The 17128-nt window shown below is 51.1% G+C and carries 15 protein-coding genes; 2 read left to right on the plus strand and 13 right to left on the minus strand.

What is annotated here, in order from left to right:
* Nucleotides 1-682 precede the first annotated feature (682 nt).
* The 8 genes from GT003_RS27455 to GT003_RS27490 all read right to left on the minus strand — a co-directional run bounded on the left by GT003_RS27455 (nt 683) and on the right by GT003_RS27490 (nt 9913).
* Nucleotides 683-1261 carry a P-loop nucleotide/nucleoside kinase family protein gene (locus tag GT003_RS27455; protein ID WP_161704035.1) on the minus strand — a complete coding sequence of 193 codons (579 nt, stop codon included), beginning with the start codon at nt 1259-1261 and terminating at the stop codon, nt 683-685.
* 95 nt (nt 1262-1356) lie between these two features.
* Entirely contained in the window at nt 1357-2190 is an 834-nt protein-coding gene (locus GT003_RS27460; protein WP_161704036.1) for a carbohydrate ABC transporter permease, read from the minus strand.
* Between the two features lie 26 nt (nt 2191-2216).
* Nucleotides 2217-3095 (minus strand): carbohydrate ABC transporter permease, encoded by an 879-nt coding sequence (locus GT003_RS27465; RefSeq protein ID WP_249043588.1) that lies wholly within the window; start codon nt 3093-3095, stop codon nt 2217-2219.
* 99 nt (nt 3096-3194) lie between these two features.
* Entirely contained in the window at nt 3195-4520 is a 1326-nt protein-coding gene (locus tag GT003_RS27470; RefSeq protein WP_239566146.1) for an ABC transporter substrate-binding protein, read from the minus strand.
* An 80-nt stretch (nt 4521-4600) separates the two neighbouring features.
* A complete protein-coding gene (locus GT003_RS27475) occupies nt 4601-6223 on the minus strand; it encodes a response regulator transcription factor (RefSeq protein ID WP_161704038.1) in 1623 nt (540 codons plus the stop codon).
* Entirely contained in the window at nt 6201-7976 is a 1776-nt protein-coding gene (locus GT003_RS27480; RefSeq protein ID WP_161704041.1) for a sensor histidine kinase, read from the minus strand. The genes GT003_RS27475 and GT003_RS27480 overlap by 23 nt, the downstream gene beginning before the upstream one ends.
* A gap of 676 nt (nt 7977-8652) precedes the next feature.
* Nucleotides 8653-9279: an FMN-dependent NADH-azoreductase gene (locus tag GT003_RS27485; protein WP_161704043.1), complete on the minus strand. Its 627-nt coding sequence runs from the start codon at nt 9277-9279 to the stop codon at nt 8653-8655.
* Nucleotides 9280-9553: 274 nt separating this feature from the next.
* Complete coding sequence (locus GT003_RS27490; protein WP_161704045.1) at nt 9554-9913, minus strand: winged helix-turn-helix transcriptional regulator; 360 nt, start codon at nt 9911-9913, stop codon at nt 9554-9556.
* A gap of 256 nt (nt 9914-10169) precedes the next feature.
* Between GT003_RS27490 and GT003_RS27495 the strand changes: the two genes are divergently transcribed.
* On the plus strand, nt 10170-10562 hold the full coding sequence (locus tag GT003_RS27495) for a hypothetical protein (RefSeq protein ID WP_161704047.1): 393 nt from the start codon (nt 10170-10172) through the stop codon (nt 10560-10562).
* A 240-nt stretch (nt 10563-10802) separates the two neighbouring features.
* Here the strand turns inward: GT003_RS27495 and GT003_RS27500 are convergent, their stop codons facing one another.
* On the minus strand, nt 10803-11804 hold the full coding sequence (locus tag GT003_RS27500; protein ID WP_204798990.1) for a zinc-dependent alcohol dehydrogenase family protein: 1002 nt from the start codon (nt 11802-11804) through the stop codon (nt 10803-10805).
* Nucleotides 11805-11970: 166 nt separating this feature from the next.
* On the minus strand, nt 11971-13113 hold the full coding sequence (locus GT003_RS27505; protein WP_161704049.1) for a Gfo/Idh/MocA family protein: 1143 nt from the start codon (nt 13111-13113) through the stop codon (nt 11971-11973).
* Between the two features lie 202 nt (nt 13114-13315).
* Here GT003_RS27505 and GT003_RS27510 point away from each other — a divergent pair, with 202 nt between their 5' ends.
* Nucleotides 13316-13918 (plus strand): TetR/AcrR family transcriptional regulator, encoded by a 603-nt coding sequence (locus tag GT003_RS27510; protein ID WP_161704051.1) that lies wholly within the window; start codon nt 13316-13318, stop codon nt 13916-13918.
* 97 nt (nt 13919-14015) lie between these two features.
* On the opposite strand, the gene GT003_RS27515 is transcribed toward GT003_RS27510, so the two are convergent.
* From GT003_RS27515 to GT003_RS27525, 3 genes are all read right to left on the minus strand, one after another.
* Nucleotides 14016-15122 carry an LLM class flavin-dependent oxidoreductase gene (locus GT003_RS27515; protein ID WP_420831488.1) on the minus strand — a complete coding sequence of 369 codons (1107 nt, stop codon included), beginning with the start codon at nt 15120-15122 and terminating at the stop codon, nt 14016-14018.
* A 319-nt stretch (nt 15123-15441) separates the two neighbouring features.
* Nucleotides 15442-15888: a MarR family winged helix-turn-helix transcriptional regulator gene (locus GT003_RS27520; RefSeq protein WP_161704053.1), complete on the minus strand. Its 447-nt coding sequence runs from the start codon at nt 15886-15888 to the stop codon at nt 15442-15444.
* Between the two features lie 371 nt (nt 15889-16259).
* Nucleotides 16260-17048, minus strand: a complete 789-nt coding sequence (locus GT003_RS27525) for a GNAT family N-acetyltransferase (protein WP_161704055.1) — start codon at nt 17046-17048, stop codon at nt 16260-16262.
* Nucleotides 17049-17128 lie beyond the last annotated feature (80 nt).

Genomic DNA, 17128 nt, shown 5'->3' on the forward strand with positions numbered 1-17128 from the left:
CTTCCTGTTAGCATAATGAAAAAGAGCAGCTGCCGGCGGCAAACTGCTCGATAGTCCGTTCAACTAACGTCTCCTGTTAGTTTAATAAAGCGCGTCATTTAGCTTCTGGCAATTCCCTCCGGCCGACCATATAAAACGGCAATGAGCAGGCATGCGTACAGTCAAGCGGTTAGTCGCCTACATAGTATGAGGTACACTTGCATGTAAAATCATAACTATCTTTTGCCAGGAGCGATGAGATGGCCTATTCGGGAAATAAAGGATCCATGAGGCAACCGCCGCAGTCTCCTCCACCAACATTCATCCCGCCGAAACCTCTAGTTTCTTATATCGTCGACTGTTTGTACCAGTACACCTATGTTTGGCTTAGGTCTGGCGAAAACTTCTGGTTTTATCCGACATCTGTCGACATGGACGGTGTTGCAGGGTTTAGATGGAGCGGATCATATTGGTACTTCTATGGTATCGATCCGCGATTCATTGATGCCTCATCATGTCCTCCGATTCCTACCCTTTTCTGAGCATTAAAAACAGAGTGCCGGTGGTTCTGTTCACACCGCACTTTTTTAGTGATATTTAGGACAAGGCTGGGGTTCATGTTTGGTACGAGCGTAAACTGCTGCCCGTTAATTCAATGAACAACGGCAGCCGATCGAATGACCGGCTGTCGTTGAATATTCATTCAACTATAGTTTTCTTGTGTCAAAAGAATTCGCTGGCGTAAGTCAACGTAATTCAAACTGTGGGGCGTGGTGGCGTCGATGCTCAAGACTGTACCGCCAATGGCGAGCGGCGTAAGATTTCCGTGTAAGAGTCGTTCTTTGTTTTCGTCTTGTTGAATCCATTCCAGATCACGATGACCGATGTGTCGTTCTCTTGTCCCTATACGAGCAAGAAAACGCTCCAAGAGCACTTGTCCATCCACGTTGCACATGATTTGAAATGGCTCAAAATCGTAAGCCTCTTTCAAACTAAGAAACTCTGCGCTTCTTAGTTCCGGTCGACCAAAAAAACCTTCGATTATGACAGACTTTCCGGCTGATAGCAATGAACTTGCGACTGAGTATAAGAGGGTAAACGTTGCAGGTGCTATCAACGGCGGACACCCATTCTCTTGACATGCTAAGGCATCGTACAGGGTCTCATATAGTCCGTCTCGGGAGAATACGGGTAATCGAAGGTCATTCGAAAGTCGCTTTGCTAACGTTGTCTTTCCTGAGCCAGGCAGTCCATTGACAATAACTAACAACGGTTTCTCCATAATAGCAGCATTGCCTCCTATATTCGTCATTCTCGCTCTGCAACCGGGAAAGGAGCCCCGAGAGGCCCCCTTGCTTCCGAATGCGATTTCAAACTTCAGCCTTTGATGCCCGAAAGCGTTACGCCCTCGATGATATACCGCTGCCCGACGATATAGACGAGGAGCACCGGAATAAGCGCGATCGACGCGCCCGCCATCATCAGGGTCCAATCCGTCGCGTACATGCCCCGGTACAGGTTGAGCATCATCGGAACGGTGAACTTATCCGGGCTGTTGAGGAAAATCAACGGATTAAAGAAGTTGTTCCACATGCCGAGGAAGGTGAATATCCCCAGCGCCGATAATGCCGGCTTGATCAGAGGCAGCATAATCCGCAAGTAAATCGTCCAGCGGTTGGCCCCGTCCACGATTGCCGCCTCTTCCATCTCCTTGGGAATGCCTTTGAAGAACTGGCGGAGCAGAAACACCCCGAAGGCATTCAGCAAAGCAGAGGGAACGATGATCGACAGATGGGAATCCAGCCAGCCGATGTTCTTCATAATGAGATACAGCGGAATAATCGTAACCTGTCCGGGAACCATCATGGTGGCCAGAAACATCAGAAACAGCGGCTCTCGCATGGGAAAACGGATCTTTGCGAACGCATAAGCGGCCATGGAACAGGTTAGCAGCTGCGACAGAACGACGATCACATTAATATAGAAGCTGTTGAAGTACGCCCGGCCAAACGGCAGCGCCGTCAGAGAGTCCTTGAAGTTGGACCAGACGAAGGGGCTTGGAATCCACTTCGGCGGCACGATGAATACCTGCGATAAATCCTTCAGCGCGCTAAGCACCATCCAGACGAAAGGGAGTGCCATTACGCAAGCCCCGAGAATCAGCACAAGATGGAGAGCCAGGGTGGAAATACGGAAGCCTTTGAGCTGCATATCGCTGCTCCTCCTTACCGAATCTATTAGTCCTCGTAATGCACCCAGCGTTTGGATATGCCCATTTGCACCAGTGTCAGCGACAAAATGATCAGAAACAGGATTACCGCCGCCGCCGTACTTTTGCCAAATGTAAAATCTACAAACGCGGTCTCGTAAATATGGTACACAATGGTATAGCTTGCCTTGGCCGGTCCTCCCGAGGTCATGACGAAGGACTGGTCGAATACCTGAAAGGAACCGATGATCGACATGATGGTGACAAAAAAGGTAGTCGGCGAAATCAAAGGAATGGTAATATGGCGCAGCTGCTGCCACTTGCTTGCTCCGTCAATCTGGGAAGCTTCGTAATAGCTTGCCGATATGCCCTGCAGACCCGCAAGAAACAGCACCATATTGCCGCCAAGCCCCATCCAGATGCTGAGCATGGCGATGGACGGCATGACAAAACGCGTATCCGTCAGCCACATCGGCCCTTTGATCCCGAACCATTCCTTCAAATACAGGTTGATGAGTCCGAAATCCGCGTTGAACAACCACATGAATACGACGGCTACCGCAACCGACATCGTGATGTTCGGCATGAAATAGATCAGCCGGTAAATCACCTTCCCTCTTACCCGGTTGAGTCCGATCGCGACGAGCATAGCCAGCAGAATGCCGGTCGGCACCGTCAGCAGGGTGTAATAAAGCGTATTGACAATGGCGGTCCGGAATTCCTCATCCTTGAATTGGGAGATAAAGTTATCCAATCCGGCAAATGACCGCTTTCCGAAGCCGTCCCAATTCATCAAACTCAGCGCAAATGCCATCACGAGCGGAAGCAGCGAGAAACAGAGCAGCCCGACGAATTGCGGGAAAATGAAGAAGTATCCCCAGAAGCGGTCCGCTGTCTTATTGTTCAAGGGCTGCCGTCGCGGGCCGATTTCCGGGCTGATGGCGCCTGCTGCCCGTGTTTGCCTGGTATTCACATCCATCGTCATCCCAACTTTCTTTTGCTGGCCTTATTTCTTCTTGTACTCGTCGATTTTTTTGTTGGCAAGATCCTGAATTTCCTGCATGGCCGTATTCAGATCCTCATTTTTGAGCCATAGCGCTTCAAAGCGAGAGTTAATGTCCGCGCTGAGTCCGGGAATGCCGGCTTCGGCAGGCGTCAGCGCATAGCCGACTTCCCGGGCATCGAGAAACAGCTTCGCATGCTCCGGCAGATTGCCTTCCAACACCACATCGTCCGCTCCTTTGACGGACGGAACAGCGTTGCCGCCGCCCTGCAGGCGATAGATCTGGCCTTCTTTACTGACGAACTCCGTCAGGAACTTGTAGGAGGCTTCTTTTTGCTTGGAAGCTTTATTCAATACCATATAAGCAGTGGGGATACCGGCTGGCTCTATTTTGTTGCCTGTATTGGTCGGCCAGGTTACCACGTCATATTCGAGAGTGGCATTTTTCTTGAACAGCGGGAGGTACCAGCGTCCGGCGCCGACGAATCCGACCTGATTGGACATGAACATGGCATCGCCGCCTTGACCTTTGGGAAGCGTACCCGAGAAAGTAATGTTTTTGGCCTTCACATTGTCATAGAGGAACTGGAAGGCTTCCTTTGCTTTGGGATCGGAGTTGCCGACATAGGCTCCGGACTCGTCATATACTTTACCGCCGTTTGCGGTTACCCAGCTGTGGGTGCTGTTCCAGGAATTATCCAGCACATAGCCGTATTTGCCGGTTGTGCGGATTTTCTCCGTCATCAGCTTGAATGCGTCCCACGTCCATTCGCCCTTCTCCTGAAGGTCTGCAGGCATATCCGTGACCCCCGCATCCTTCAGCACCTTCTTGTTGTACCAGAGAACCATGGGATTACAGTCCACCATGATGCCATAAATTTTGCTGTCGCGCTGCGCTGCGCCCCACAGTCCTTCATAGTAATCCTCCTTCTTCAGCGTGCTGCCCGACACTTCCATCAAGGGCGTTAGCTCTTCAATGCTGCCATTCTCAATCAGCTTCACGATGAAGGCATCGCCCGCATAAAAGATATCCGGCGCTTTGCCGCCCGTGAGCTGTGTGAGGATTTTTTGATCGTATTCGCCGGGAATCGGAATGAGCTCGGCTTCGATATCGGGATGCTTGGCGTTAAAATCCTTGGTAAATTCCTGAAATCTTGTCAATTCGCCAGGATTCCCCCATGTCGCCCAGGTAATTTTCACTTTCTCCCCTTTGGGCGGCGATGTATCTCCCCCTTCGGTCTGGCCTTCATTATTGCCTGACGAACAAGCCTGCAGCAGAATCGATAGCGTAAGAACAAGAGCCAGCAGCGACCATTTTTGCTTTTTCATTCGAATTCCTCCTTTAAATTGTCCACCCATGCCGCCACCTCTACTAATGGAAGCGCTTTTATTATAAAATGCGAGATTTTTCAAGAAAACGGCTTTTGTTCCGATAGTGTGTCTTGTTTTCCGCTGTTTGCTTCTCCTCCCGGTTTATGGGGCTGTCCGTGATATTCACCCGGCGAGAGGCCGACAATTTTCTTGAATTGCTTGCTGAAGTGCTTGACGTCGTTGAAACCCGACTGTTCCGCGACCTCATAGACCCTCAGCGTCGACTCCGCCAGCAGCTCCTTGGCCCTGTTGACCCGCAGCGCAATCAGATAATCGATAAAGTTCTTCCCCGTCACCTTCTTGAACATTTCGCTGAAATAATTCCGGCTGACATTGACTTCATCCGCCACCTGCTGAAGGGAAATCGCCTCGGTAAAACGCTCCGTGATGAACTGCACCGCCTGCATCACGATTCGCCCGTGAAGCGTGGTGTCCGGAATTCCGGAGTCGTCCGGTACCGGCATGCTGCTAAAGCACGCCTCCACATGCTTCGCAATATCTGCCGCAAAATCAAGCTTGCTAAGCTTGCGGATATGATGCACCATCGCCGTATTGTAATGCTTGCTTAACGTGAGCAGGCTGAGCATCTGCTCGGCTTCAACGATGACCTGCTGCTTCGTCTTGAATCGGCGGCTCCAATAACCGGTGATCCGCTTCAGTTGGAGCAAGGCTTCGGAATGATTCTCCGCAACCAGCGCTTCCTTGAGCAGATGCAGCATATCGCCATGATCGGGAAGAGACTGGGATGCTGGCTGAGGCCTTTCCTCCGCCATCACGATGCTTCCCGGACCGTAAAAGAATGTATCCTCGAGCGCCTGCTGCGCTTCTGCAAAAGCAGCCTGAAGTTCCCGCAAATCCCCATGCAGCCGGCTGATCCCTGCCGCATACGCATCATCGGCCAGCTCCCCGTTCCGAACGGCTTGACCGACAACCTCCTCCGCCCGCCCCGCCGACAATACCCGTTCAGGAATAACCGCTAGCAGCAGATCCGGGTGGATTGCGGCGGCGGCGGGAGCTTCCAGTCTTTCGTATAAAAAGGTCTTCATGGATTCGATCGCCCGTCCCAGCCGGACTTCAGACTCCAGAGAATGCGCCTTGATGCCATGAACCCGAAGAACGGCCATGCCGTAACGATGCGGAATATCCGTTAGATTCGCGATCAGCGAAGCGCTGGCCTCCTCATTGCCGCGAACGGCCTGAATGAACAGCTTCTCCAGCTCTTCCTGCTGCTCGGCAACCTGTTTGTCCCGATACTTCTCGAGCAGCTCCCGGTTCGCCTGCTCCTCCCGGAGCTTCACCCGCATCTGGTCCAGAATCGTCTTGAGCGAATCGGCGTTCAACGTCGGTTTCAGGATATAATCGGACGCGCCCAGCCTGATCCCTTCCCGCACATAATCGAAATCGCTATGGCAGCTGAGCAGCAGAACCTTGACCCAGGGACACAGCTCCCGCGCCCGGCGCGTCAGCTCCAGTCCGTCCATCACCGGCATGGCGATATCCGTAATCAGAATATCGACCTCCCCGTTCTCGAGCCACTTCATCGCACGCATGCCGTTTGCGGCTTCGCCCACCAGCCGGTAGCCGTTTCCCTCCCAATCGAACGTTGCGCGAAGTCCGGCCCTGGCCATGAATTCATCGTCAACGAGCAGCACTCTGCACATAGTGGTCCTCCTTTCTCCGCGAGAACGTAATCAGCACCGAAGTGCCTTCCCCTTCTGCGCTGGCCACTTTCACCCCGTAGGCATTACCGTAATACAGCTTGATCGTTTGATCCACATGCCGCAGCCCGATGCTCGTCATCCCTTTCGTCATACGCTCCTTGCTGCTGATCAGCAGCCGGCCGATCAGCTCTTTGTCCATGCCGACTCCGTCATCCTTGATCCGGATAAGCAGATCCTCTCCCAGCTGCTGCACCTGGATGGCGATCGTCCCCTTCTCTTCCTTGGGAGCAATTCCGTGGAAGATGGCGTTCTCCACGATCGGCTGCAGCAGCATGCGGGGGATCGGAACGTCGAGCAGCTCTTCCGGACAGTCGGTATACAGCTCAATCTTGTTCTCGTAGCGGTATTCCTGGATAATCATATATTTCTCCAGGAGCTCAAGCTCGCCGCCGATGGTGCCGAATACGCCTCCCCGTTCCAGGCTCCCTTCCAGCAGCTGAACAAGCGTCGTAACGGCACTATCCACATCATTCGTGCGGTTGAGCTTGGCCATCCAGCGAATGGAGTTCAGCGTATTGTATAAGAAATGGGGATTGATCTGGTAGCGCAGCGCGCGGATTTCAGCCTTCTTCTTCTCCGATTCCTCTTTCGAGATACGCTCGATCAAGAGCGCGATCTGCCCGATCATTTTGTTGAAGCTGCGCCCCAGCTGACCGATTTCGTTTCGTCCGATGTGACCGCTTCGGACCGTCAAATCCCCGGCTTCGCCCTTCTTCATCAGCCGGCTGAGGTTGACGAGCGGATTGCCGATTTTGCGAATTCCGAATACCCCCATGCCGACCGCAAGCACGATGGAGCCCAAAGCGATCCAGAGCGTAAAATTGCGGATGCTAGCGGAGTCTGCGGTCAGCTCCTTCAGCGGAACGACACCGACTACATGCCAGCCGTTATCCAGTTTCTCGGGAATAACCAGCGTTTTCTTCTTATCGCTATCGCTCTGCCGCATCTTCTCCGGCAGCTCGATCCTTGAGGCTTGTCCGTATTCCGCCGGGTCGGGGTGATAGAAATATCGGTTCTCGTCATTGGTCACATAGATATAGCCGGTATCTCCGAACTGCACGCGATCAAGCTCGTCAATGAGCAGATCGGCCATGATTTCATAGAACATCACGCCGATGATTTCCCCCGTCTCCCAGCTGCGGATGGCGCGGCCCAACCCGAATACGGGAAAGCCCGTTTCCGTTTTCTTCAGGTACGAGGTTTGCGAAATTCCGAACCATACCGTATTGCCGTTCGCCTTCAGAATGGCTTCATACCAGTCCGAATCCCATTGATCGGGGACGGACATCAGAGAATCCCCGCTGAACACGGAGTTGTTGCGCTTTACATCGAAGATGTAGATGTCGAGAATTTCCGTGGAATTGATCATAATGGATGTGAGCAGCTCTTTGCTGTTCTTCACCATCTCATTGAGTTCGTAAGGAGTGGTCTCCGACTTTTGCTCCAATACCGCCTGAATGAGCTTGCTGTTCAGCACCATCATGGAAGAGTCGTCAAGCTTCTTGAAGAACAGATTCAGTTTGTCGCTGACCTGCGTGATGGTAAGGGACGCGACCTTGCTGACTTGTTCCTCCACGATAGCCGAAGATTTGTTATAGGACAGGAAGCCCATCACAAGTACTGGAAGCGTCATGCCGATAAAACAAAACAAAAACAGCTGATTAACGATCGAATGCAGATGCCGAAACCGCATGAGGATTTATCCTTTCCTGCAAATTTGATTATCCGTTTACAGCTCTGAAACTTTACCTCCCTTCTGTGATAGCAATGGTGATGGCGGCAAAATAAATCCCCTCACCGCCTCATTGCTAAGGATTGACCCCTTAAATTCGCCAATAGCTGGATTTCCCCCTTCTTTGTTTTCCATTTTCAGTAAAACAGGATGAACAAGCTTCGCCGCTCTGAAGGGGTAAAACCCCTATCCATTCCGGGGAAAATTCATAAAAAGCAATCAAAGGCGAAACGCAAAATATCAATTGGGCGAGAAAATATCAGAGTGGTTAAAGTTTTGAGGATTATCGCGGGAGACGGAGCAAGAAGCAATTCAGTTCCATTGAAGAAGAGAATGCTCGCTTAAAAGCGCAGGTTGAATACCAAAAAAAGCGCAATCCAAATCTGTACGGGGAGGGAAGCTGGCTATGCAAGCCCGGTTCGATTATTCCAGATCGGCTATTCACCGTTTACGGCCGTATTTTGGCTATTCTCGCTATGCATATGGGAATATTACCTTTTGTGGAATTTGCTATTCCGCTAGACGGCCCTACGTTATTACTTCAAGCTCCTTAAGTGAAAATGCAGCCCTTATCCGTTTAGATAAGGGCTGCATTTCGTTTAGCGATGCGAATCGCATTCGCGGGATTGAGTTCCTGTTAGAACGCTGCGGCAACCTCGGCCGTTTCCTTCAAGCCCTTCTCGATAATGTCCTTCGCGCGATCCGCATATTGCGCGTGACCTTCGATAACGACGACCTCCGGCTGATGGATTCCCCAGAATCGAAGGATCGCTTTCATGTAATTTTGAGCCATTTCGAGCGCCTGCATCGCTTCCGACGAATAATCGCCGCCGCGAGCGCTGAGCAGAACGACTTTTTTATCGCCGACCAAGCCTACCGGGCCTTCCGATGTGTACTTGAATGTTTTCCCAGCCTGCGAGAGATAAGAAACATAGTTGATCAACGGAGCCGGAACCGTGAAATTCCATAGCGGGAACGCGAACACGATTTTATCCGAGTTGAGGAACTGACTCATATAGGTATTGGCGGTATCCGCCGCGATTTTCTCGCCGTCCGTCGCATCGATTCCTTTTGACTCTTTATAAAGCCCCGTTAATACGTCATTTCCGAAATAAGGAAGGTTCTTCTCGAACAAGTTCAATTCCGTGATCGTATCGTTCGGGTTCGCTTCTTGATAGCTGGTTAGAAACCGATGATACATTTGGTTGCTGATCGCTACGTCAGACGGGCGATCGTTGGATTTTACGAATAATACGTTTGCCATTTCATCTGCCTCCGAAGGGTGTTGGTATCCGGCGGAGCTTGCGGCATGCGGCCTTTCCGGACAGGCCGATCCAGCACTTCCGCCAGTAATAAGTCCTTTGTTTGGACACTGTAAGGAGTGCCTGCATGAATTATACGTTCGAATCCGTTCGGCGGGAAGACGTTACATTTTTATGGACTAAGTCACTTTTATGTAACCATGGCCGGAGCATAAAGAAAGCTGCCTCGATGCGCGGGCGCCGAGACAGCCTATATGAAAAAAAAAAGGTGCGCCGTCAGGAAAGCGTGGCGGCTTCGCTGCTTCGTTTGCGCTTCAAGTGCTCCTCGTGCTTTTTCCCCCATTGATGCATCAGTTCGAGAATCGGCTCCAGACTCTGTCCGGCTTCGGTAAGCGAATAGTCCACTCGAGGCGGAACGCTGGGATACACGACGCGCTGAATGATATCTTGATTCTCCAGATCCCGCAAATGCGAGATCAGCATTTTTTTCGTAATGCCCGGGATGTTTCTTTGCAGCTCGCTGAACCGCTTGGTGCCATGAAACAATACATAGAGAATGGACGTTTTCCATTTTCCGAAAAGCACGTCCAGCGCCGGGTCAACCGCGCAAGCTTCGTCGTATGGATTCGCAGTCATCCTTAACTCCTTCGCAGGTAAATTGTGATTTTTTTCCTTATCGGGTATTTCCATACTCTGTATTTCGCTTCATGATATGTCCACATATCCATTTCGAGAAGAAGGCGCAAGAGCGTGACTTTTCCTCCAAATGAAACCTTAGGCCATAGATCGTATCTATCGCAAATCTAAAATATATGAATTACGCATATGAGCCATTTTCGTATTATAGTGTACCTATCAGATAAGGGATGTGAAAATTGAAGGAGAGATTCATATGGAATACGTTTATAAAAAAGCGCACATTTTTTGGGATGACGTCATTGAATCGGTTGTCATTCGGTGGCATTCCTTTGCAAAAGGGACCGAGCTCCGCGAACCTTTGGATAAATTGATCGAATTGGCCGTCATTAAGAAGGCAAAGAAGGCTTTATTCGATAACAGCCACATCTTGGTCTTGGATTCGGACATGAAATGGTTGTCCGACGAGTGGCTCCCCAGGCTGTTGAATGCCGGCATTCTTTACACGGCTACCGTCAATTCAAAGAATTCGGCTGCCGACCGCGAGTTGAACAGAGAAGCGATTAAGAAAGATACAGCGAAATTGCTGCACTACGAATTCGAAGGTGTTCACAACGCAATCGTATGGTTATCTGAAATAGCTGCATAATCATCGAGGCAAGAACGATACATACGGCGGTTTATTAAGACTAACAAAGCTCAGAATATAAGAAGGCTTGAGCCCTTTCGCTTCCCAATACGAAGTGCGGAGGGCATTGTTTATGTGGAGGAACGTTTCCCATGCTCATGCTCCTCTTCCGGAATCGGCCATTACGAAGCAAGCCCATTCTCTTACGCCAAGTGACCACCTAAACCGTCGCCGGCATTCTCGCTGCAGGCGGCACGTTTTTTATTCGTTATCGATACTCACGACGATTTTGCCGATTGTCTTGTTGCCCATGGCCCGATGAGCTTCTTCAATTTGATCGAACCGAAATATCTGTTCGTTCAATATCGGTTTTAATGCTCCTTGCTCATACAGAGCCGCGATTTCACGAAGAATTTCACCATGATGCGAACGTCCTTTTCCCGTCAGCAGAGGCATCAGCGTAAACACCCCCGAATAGGTTCCTGCCCGAAAAGATAAAGGCGCTAAGCTATGTGTCCCCCAGCCCAGAATACTTACTACGTGCCCTGTATATCGTTTCACGGCTTGGAAAGACGCATCCAACGTCGAGCCGCCGACATTATCCAGCACAACGTCGAAGCCATCCCCGTTCGTATAAGACTGTACATAGTCTTCAACCGAAGAGTCCGCGTAATCTATAGGCGTCGCGCCCAGTTTCTTGATGACGTTTCGACTCGCCTTAGACCCTGTCGAGAATACGTTCGCCCCCCGCGCCTTCGCGAGTTGGATGCCGATATGGCCAACTCCGCCTGCACCGCCGTGAATGAGCACGTCATGACCTGGAAGAACGTTGGCTTGATCGATCAGTGCTTCCCATGCCGTAATTGCGATCAACGGCAATGCCGCGGCTTCTCGCATGGACATGCTCTTCGGCATTATTGCGAGCAAATCCGGGTCTACTGCTGCATATTCCGATAACGAGCCCTGGATTCCCCCTATGCCGCCAGTCAAACCGAACACCGCATCGCCGGGTTTGAATCCGGTGACCTCGGATCCTACCTCTTCTACTATCCCGGCCATGTCCAGTCCCAAAATCGCGGGAGGCACCGTCCTTGTATGGGGGGCTGAGCCGTCCCGCGTTTTTAAATCGAGCGGATTTACTCCGCTCGCTTTGATCTTAACGAGCACCTCATTATTTTCCGGAACAGGACGGAGCGTTTCCTGGAATCTGAGCGGGGCTTTAAATTGCTCCAATATCGCGGCTTTCATCATCACTTGTTTCATACGTGCTTGTTCTCTCCCTTTTGTAGTAAAATGACTGCCCACGCTCTTGCAATGCAGATAGAATGCAGTTGTGAGGCAGCTTGAACGGGATTGGTAATGAGCTGTGAAGGAAACCGGACATAAATAAGATTCCCAGCGGAACGTTCAGATAAAACAAGGATACCGATTATTGCGGATCCGCGTTATCCACTTTTTGGGCGATGCCGGTTTCGTTAGCTTTGACAATCGTATCCGCCAGCCGATGGCGTTTAACGGCATGCGCGAAATCAGGCGTTATGTTCGTGCCCTCGCGCAGATCCTTCGCGAAGCTCGCGTATACGTAACCGACGTTACCGAATTTAGCCGGGCTTTCCGGAATATCTTTGACGATATCGGTGTACCGGTCTGGCACTTCCATTTCGGACAACGACGTTTGTTCGCCGGCTCCCCCGAATAGTTTAAGGGCCGTATTCTGAATATTGCCGTTATTTTCGGCGATAATGACCAGTTGTCCCTTGCTTCCGTTGATTTCCCAACGCAAGTCGACGTCTCTCGATGTTTCGCCGCGATATACGACGGTGGCAAGCGCTCCGCCGGTAAGCGTGCCCGTAATCGCCAAGTGGGTCGGCGCCGTTACTTTCACGGTCGACTCGTCTTCCAGCACCTTTGCTTCGGGGAAACGAATGGCGAACTTCGCGGCAACGTTCTCGAAATCGCCGAGCACGTAGTTCAAACCGTCTATCGCGTGCAGCGTCGGCGAGCTCAATAAAGTCGCGCCTTTGGTTACATCGTACGTATAAGCGAATTTCTTAGGCGTAACCGGACCCCAGATCAGAGATGTACCGTTCATCGTCGTGGACATGACCTCGCCGATGTAACCTTCCCTGATCAGGTCGCGGGCATATTGAATCGCCGGAGAAAATCTCGCTTGCATACCGACCATGGTACGAACGCCTTTTGCCTTCGCTCGAGCTGCTAACTCCTGCGCTTCATCCGTCGTTACGCCTAACGGCCATTCGCTGAAAACCATTTTGCCGGCTTCGATCGCGGCGAGGGCGATATCATAATGAGTATCCACGTTCGTGGCGATAACGATAAGATCCACGTTTGGATCATGAATCATGTCGTTATAGTTGTCATAACCGGCTACGCCGAATTCCTTGGCCGCCGCATCGGCTGAATCGCGTCTGCTGGTGCTTACGGCTCTCAATTCGTAGTCCGGCAAATTTTGAATGGCTGGCAAGTGGGCAAATACGGCCCAACCTGGATTTGCAGAACTTGCACCGACGACGCCTACCCCGATTTTTTTGTTCTCTTGTTGATTCGACATGATTTCTTCCTCCTCAAGTGATTTACTTGCTATCGTTCCCGCTTACCTCCGCTTTATTGACCCGATTTTGCTAAAGGGGTAACATGAAGTCAAGCAATCGGACTAACTTTTCGCATAACCGGACCATGATCCGGATGCCACTTAATATAACCGGAACGTGGTCCGGTCGTCAATAGCATTTCTTTAACGGAGGGAAATCGATATGCTGGAACGCACGCTGCGCAAGGATGCGCAGGAACGCAGGCAAATTATTCTGGAAAAGGCTGCCCAACTGTTCGGTCAATATGGGGTCGAAAACGTCAGCATGCGTCAGATCGCAAGAGAAGCTGGCGTTGGACAAGGAACCTTGTACCGCAGCTATACGAACAAAGGCGAACTGTGCTGGGACTTGATCGGCGAAAGCTGTATTCAAAATAAGGATATTATGGAGCGTTATCTTCTAGAGCATTCTTCTGCTTCACTTAAAGAACGGTTGAAAACCGTGCTGTCTTATCATTTGGAGTCGCTGGAAACCCATTCCCCGCTCCTGGCTGCCATGCAAAATAATTACAATGCCGAAGAGGAATCGCGGGCTTCTGTCTACAAGGAGCATTATGAATCCATTCATGCCATCCTTGTAAGATTGCTAAGGGAATACAAGGAATCGAATGCATCCTCGCGGATAGATCCTGTCTTTAGCGCGGATGCCATTATGTCTACGATGGCGCCGGAAGTGTATTTGTTCCTAAAAGAACAACGGCATTACACATCCGAGGAAATAAAAGATCGGCTTTTCAACACTTATGTCGAACCGCTTATTCTGTAAAGATCGTTAAAAAGGGACGGTGCGGGTGAACATCCTGCATCGTCCTCTATTTATTCGCGACACAGTCTAATTATTTTCTGCTGCGCAGGCCGTATGTTTAAACCCTCTGTTTCTGTTTCGCAACCTCTCGCCGGACGATAGGAGCCACTTGACCAGCCAGCAGCTCGATGGCTTTCGCCACCTTGGCATAAGGCATGTTCCCGATGTCCAATTGCAGAATATGGCGGCTGTGGCCGAACAGCTCGTACTGCCGCAGGATCTTTTCGGCGACTTCCTGAGGACTGCCTACGGGGATGGCCATTGCGGGACCGACCATTCCCTCGAAATCGGAACGGGAGATAGGCGCCGCGCCTCCGGATCGCTTCCCGAGGAAGTGACCCATGTAGCTTTCGTAATGCGGGTAAAATTCATCCTTGGCCTGCTGCGAAGTCTCCGCCACATAACCATGACTGGTGACGGCAACCTGCAGCTTCGAAGCATCGTGTCCGGCCTCGATGCCGGATTGGCGGTACAAGTCGACAAGCGGCTTGGCCCGTTCGGGAGAACCTCCCAGAATCGCGAGAGCCATTCCCAAGCCGAGCCGTCCTGCATAAACGGCGCTTTGCGGCGTCCCGCCGACTCCGACCCATAGAGGGAGCTCTCGCTGATGGGGACGCGGGGCTATCTCCGAGTCGTGGATCATACTGCGAAATTGGCCGCTCCAAGTGATCCGTTCGCTCTCGCGAAGCTTCATTAGCAAGTTCAGCTTCTCCGAGAACAACTGGCCGTAATCTTCTAATTTGTAGCCGAACAGAGGAAAGGAATCCACGAATGCGCCTCTCCCCGCGATAATTTCGGCCCGTCCTTCGGACAGCAAATCGAGCGTGACAAAATCTTCGAACAATCGAACGGGATCGACGGTGCTGAGCACTGTCGTGGCGCTGGTCAAACGGATGCGTTCCGTGGCCCGGGCGATCGCCGCGAGCACGACGGCATTCGACGATACGGCGAAGTCCAAGGTGTGATGCTCCCCGATCCCAAAGATGTCTAGCCCTGCTTGATCGGCCAAGATTGCGGCATCAATGATTTCCTTCAATCGCTGCTTATGGTTCACTTGGACGCCATGCCGGTTAGGAACGGTATCGCCGAACGTGTACAATCCGAATTCGAATGCCGGTTTCTCTTTTTTAGCGGTTACGATCGATTGCTTCTCTTGCATTGCCATGTGATACCCTCATTTCTTTTAACGGTTACGCCTGGAAAGAGCTATGCGTGTCCATTGTTTCTGTGACCGGCCGACTTAGCCGGCTCAAGACAGCAGGGTTGACAAGCTCTTTGTCGGCATCGTAAATCTTACGGTTTTATGGAGACCGTCTCCTTATTCAGCAGTATATTGGCGCACTGCCGTCACGATTTGTCGGGCGACGATCCCGATGTTGCGTTTCTAGATGATAAGTTGCGGGCTGTCGTCCGATCGTGATGCGCTCCTATTTAAATGACTTCGCGTTGTCAGTTGACTAGTCAAGTTATGGGGTAAAAAAAATTTACTCCTGAGGCACGCTTTTATTCGTACTATGCTTTTGCAGCCGCGTGACGAGCTCGTACAACGTTCGCTGTTCTTCTTCCGTCAACGTTTCGTCGAAGAACGAGGTTTGGAACGCCAGCTGCGCGGGGAAAGCTTGCGCCATAACAGCCTCCGCCCTGGTTGTTAAACGGATCGTTTTGGTCTTCCAACCTTGCTTGCGTTCGATATAACCGTCCTTCTCCAATCTGGCCAGCATTCGAGATATGCCACCCTCCGTCACCGTGAGCTTGCCGGCCAGCTCCAGCTGGTTCAGCGGCTGAAAGGTTCTCACCTGTACGAGGACATCGAACTGCGCGGTCGTTAATCCGAATCGTTTCAGAAAATCGTTCGTCATCTGGTGGCTGCGGTTCGTGAAACGGACTAGGCGGAGCCAGATCAAGGATCCCAGCGTGTGGTTGTCGCTCATTCAGACCCTCCCTTCTATCATGCGATAAAATCACTTTACTACTCAACTGATACGAATTCAAGATTTCGAATGAGGTAATTTTTTCTATTCAAACATCCAAGCCCCCCGACCACTACCCAGATGCGAATAGAGGTTTCTTGAACGGATCGTCTGCGTCTCCGGCTTTAAGCTGTCAAATAACTGAAGCCCTAAGGTATGACCGCATTAGAAATCCGTTCATTGGGGCCTCCATGTGTAATAATAAATAATTGAAAGAAACTCCACACCAAATAATTGATTTTCTCGCTATTTGGCCGCTCGCCGCGCAGTGTCGGGAAAGCCAATCGTTTAATCGGCGTCTTATCTGCAACAAAGTCAACGATCACATAACTTTACCCCTGGAAGAGTTCAATCGCCATATCAGCGCTAAAACCGAGGTCCCGATACACGCTTTCACCCATTTTGCTCGCTTGCAGCACCGCAAGCCTTCCGCCAGCTGCTTGTCCTTGGCGCACGGCATGAGCAGTCATTGCGCTTCCGAAGCCTTTGCGCCGGTAAGCTTCGCGTACAGCCACGTTATAAATGCCTATTGTATCCCCTTGTTGGACCGCAGTCACCGCTGATACAGGCTGACCGTCCAGGAAGCCGATATAATGCCGGAATACGGCGTTCTCTCCGAAAGCGGCCGCTTCGCAGATCCGCACGAAGATGTTGCCGGCTTCTCCGATTAAATCAAACACGGGCGGCACGATATCCTGGAACCAATCCATCTCCGATCGATTTTGGATAGGTTTGATGACAAAGCCGGGAATATCTGGAGCATCATGCCTCCAATCGGTAAGGGAAAGCGACATGCCAGACATGTCGCCGACCTTTTTAAGCCCGTTCGCCGCTAAGCCGAACGTCAAATCCGCGACGTCTGCGTCATGAGACCAGGTCAGCCAAGTAAAAGGGACGTTGTTCGTACGGTAACTGTTCGCAATTCTTGCGATGTCGATTAATGTGTCTTCAGTCAATCCCCCTTGATAGGCTATGACCCGATTGTACATGGAATGAACGATATCCGATTCATACCGAAACACCCGTGACGTCCGTTTCAGGATAATGCGGGGACAGAAAATGCTCATTTGTTCCATCGTGTACATCATGTTTTCCTTAATCTTTTCTGGAATTCTTGTCATGGTCCGGCCTCGCTTACGTATGGATTGATGTATTCTTTGTTCCAGTTTAACAGAAATAAAATCAGCAAGCTAAACGGGGC

The sequence above is a fragment of the Paenibacillus sacheonensis genome (genome assembly GCF_009909195.1).
GTDB lineage: Bacteria > Bacillota > Bacilli > Paenibacillales > Paenibacillaceae > Paenibacillus_Z > Paenibacillus_Z sacheonensis.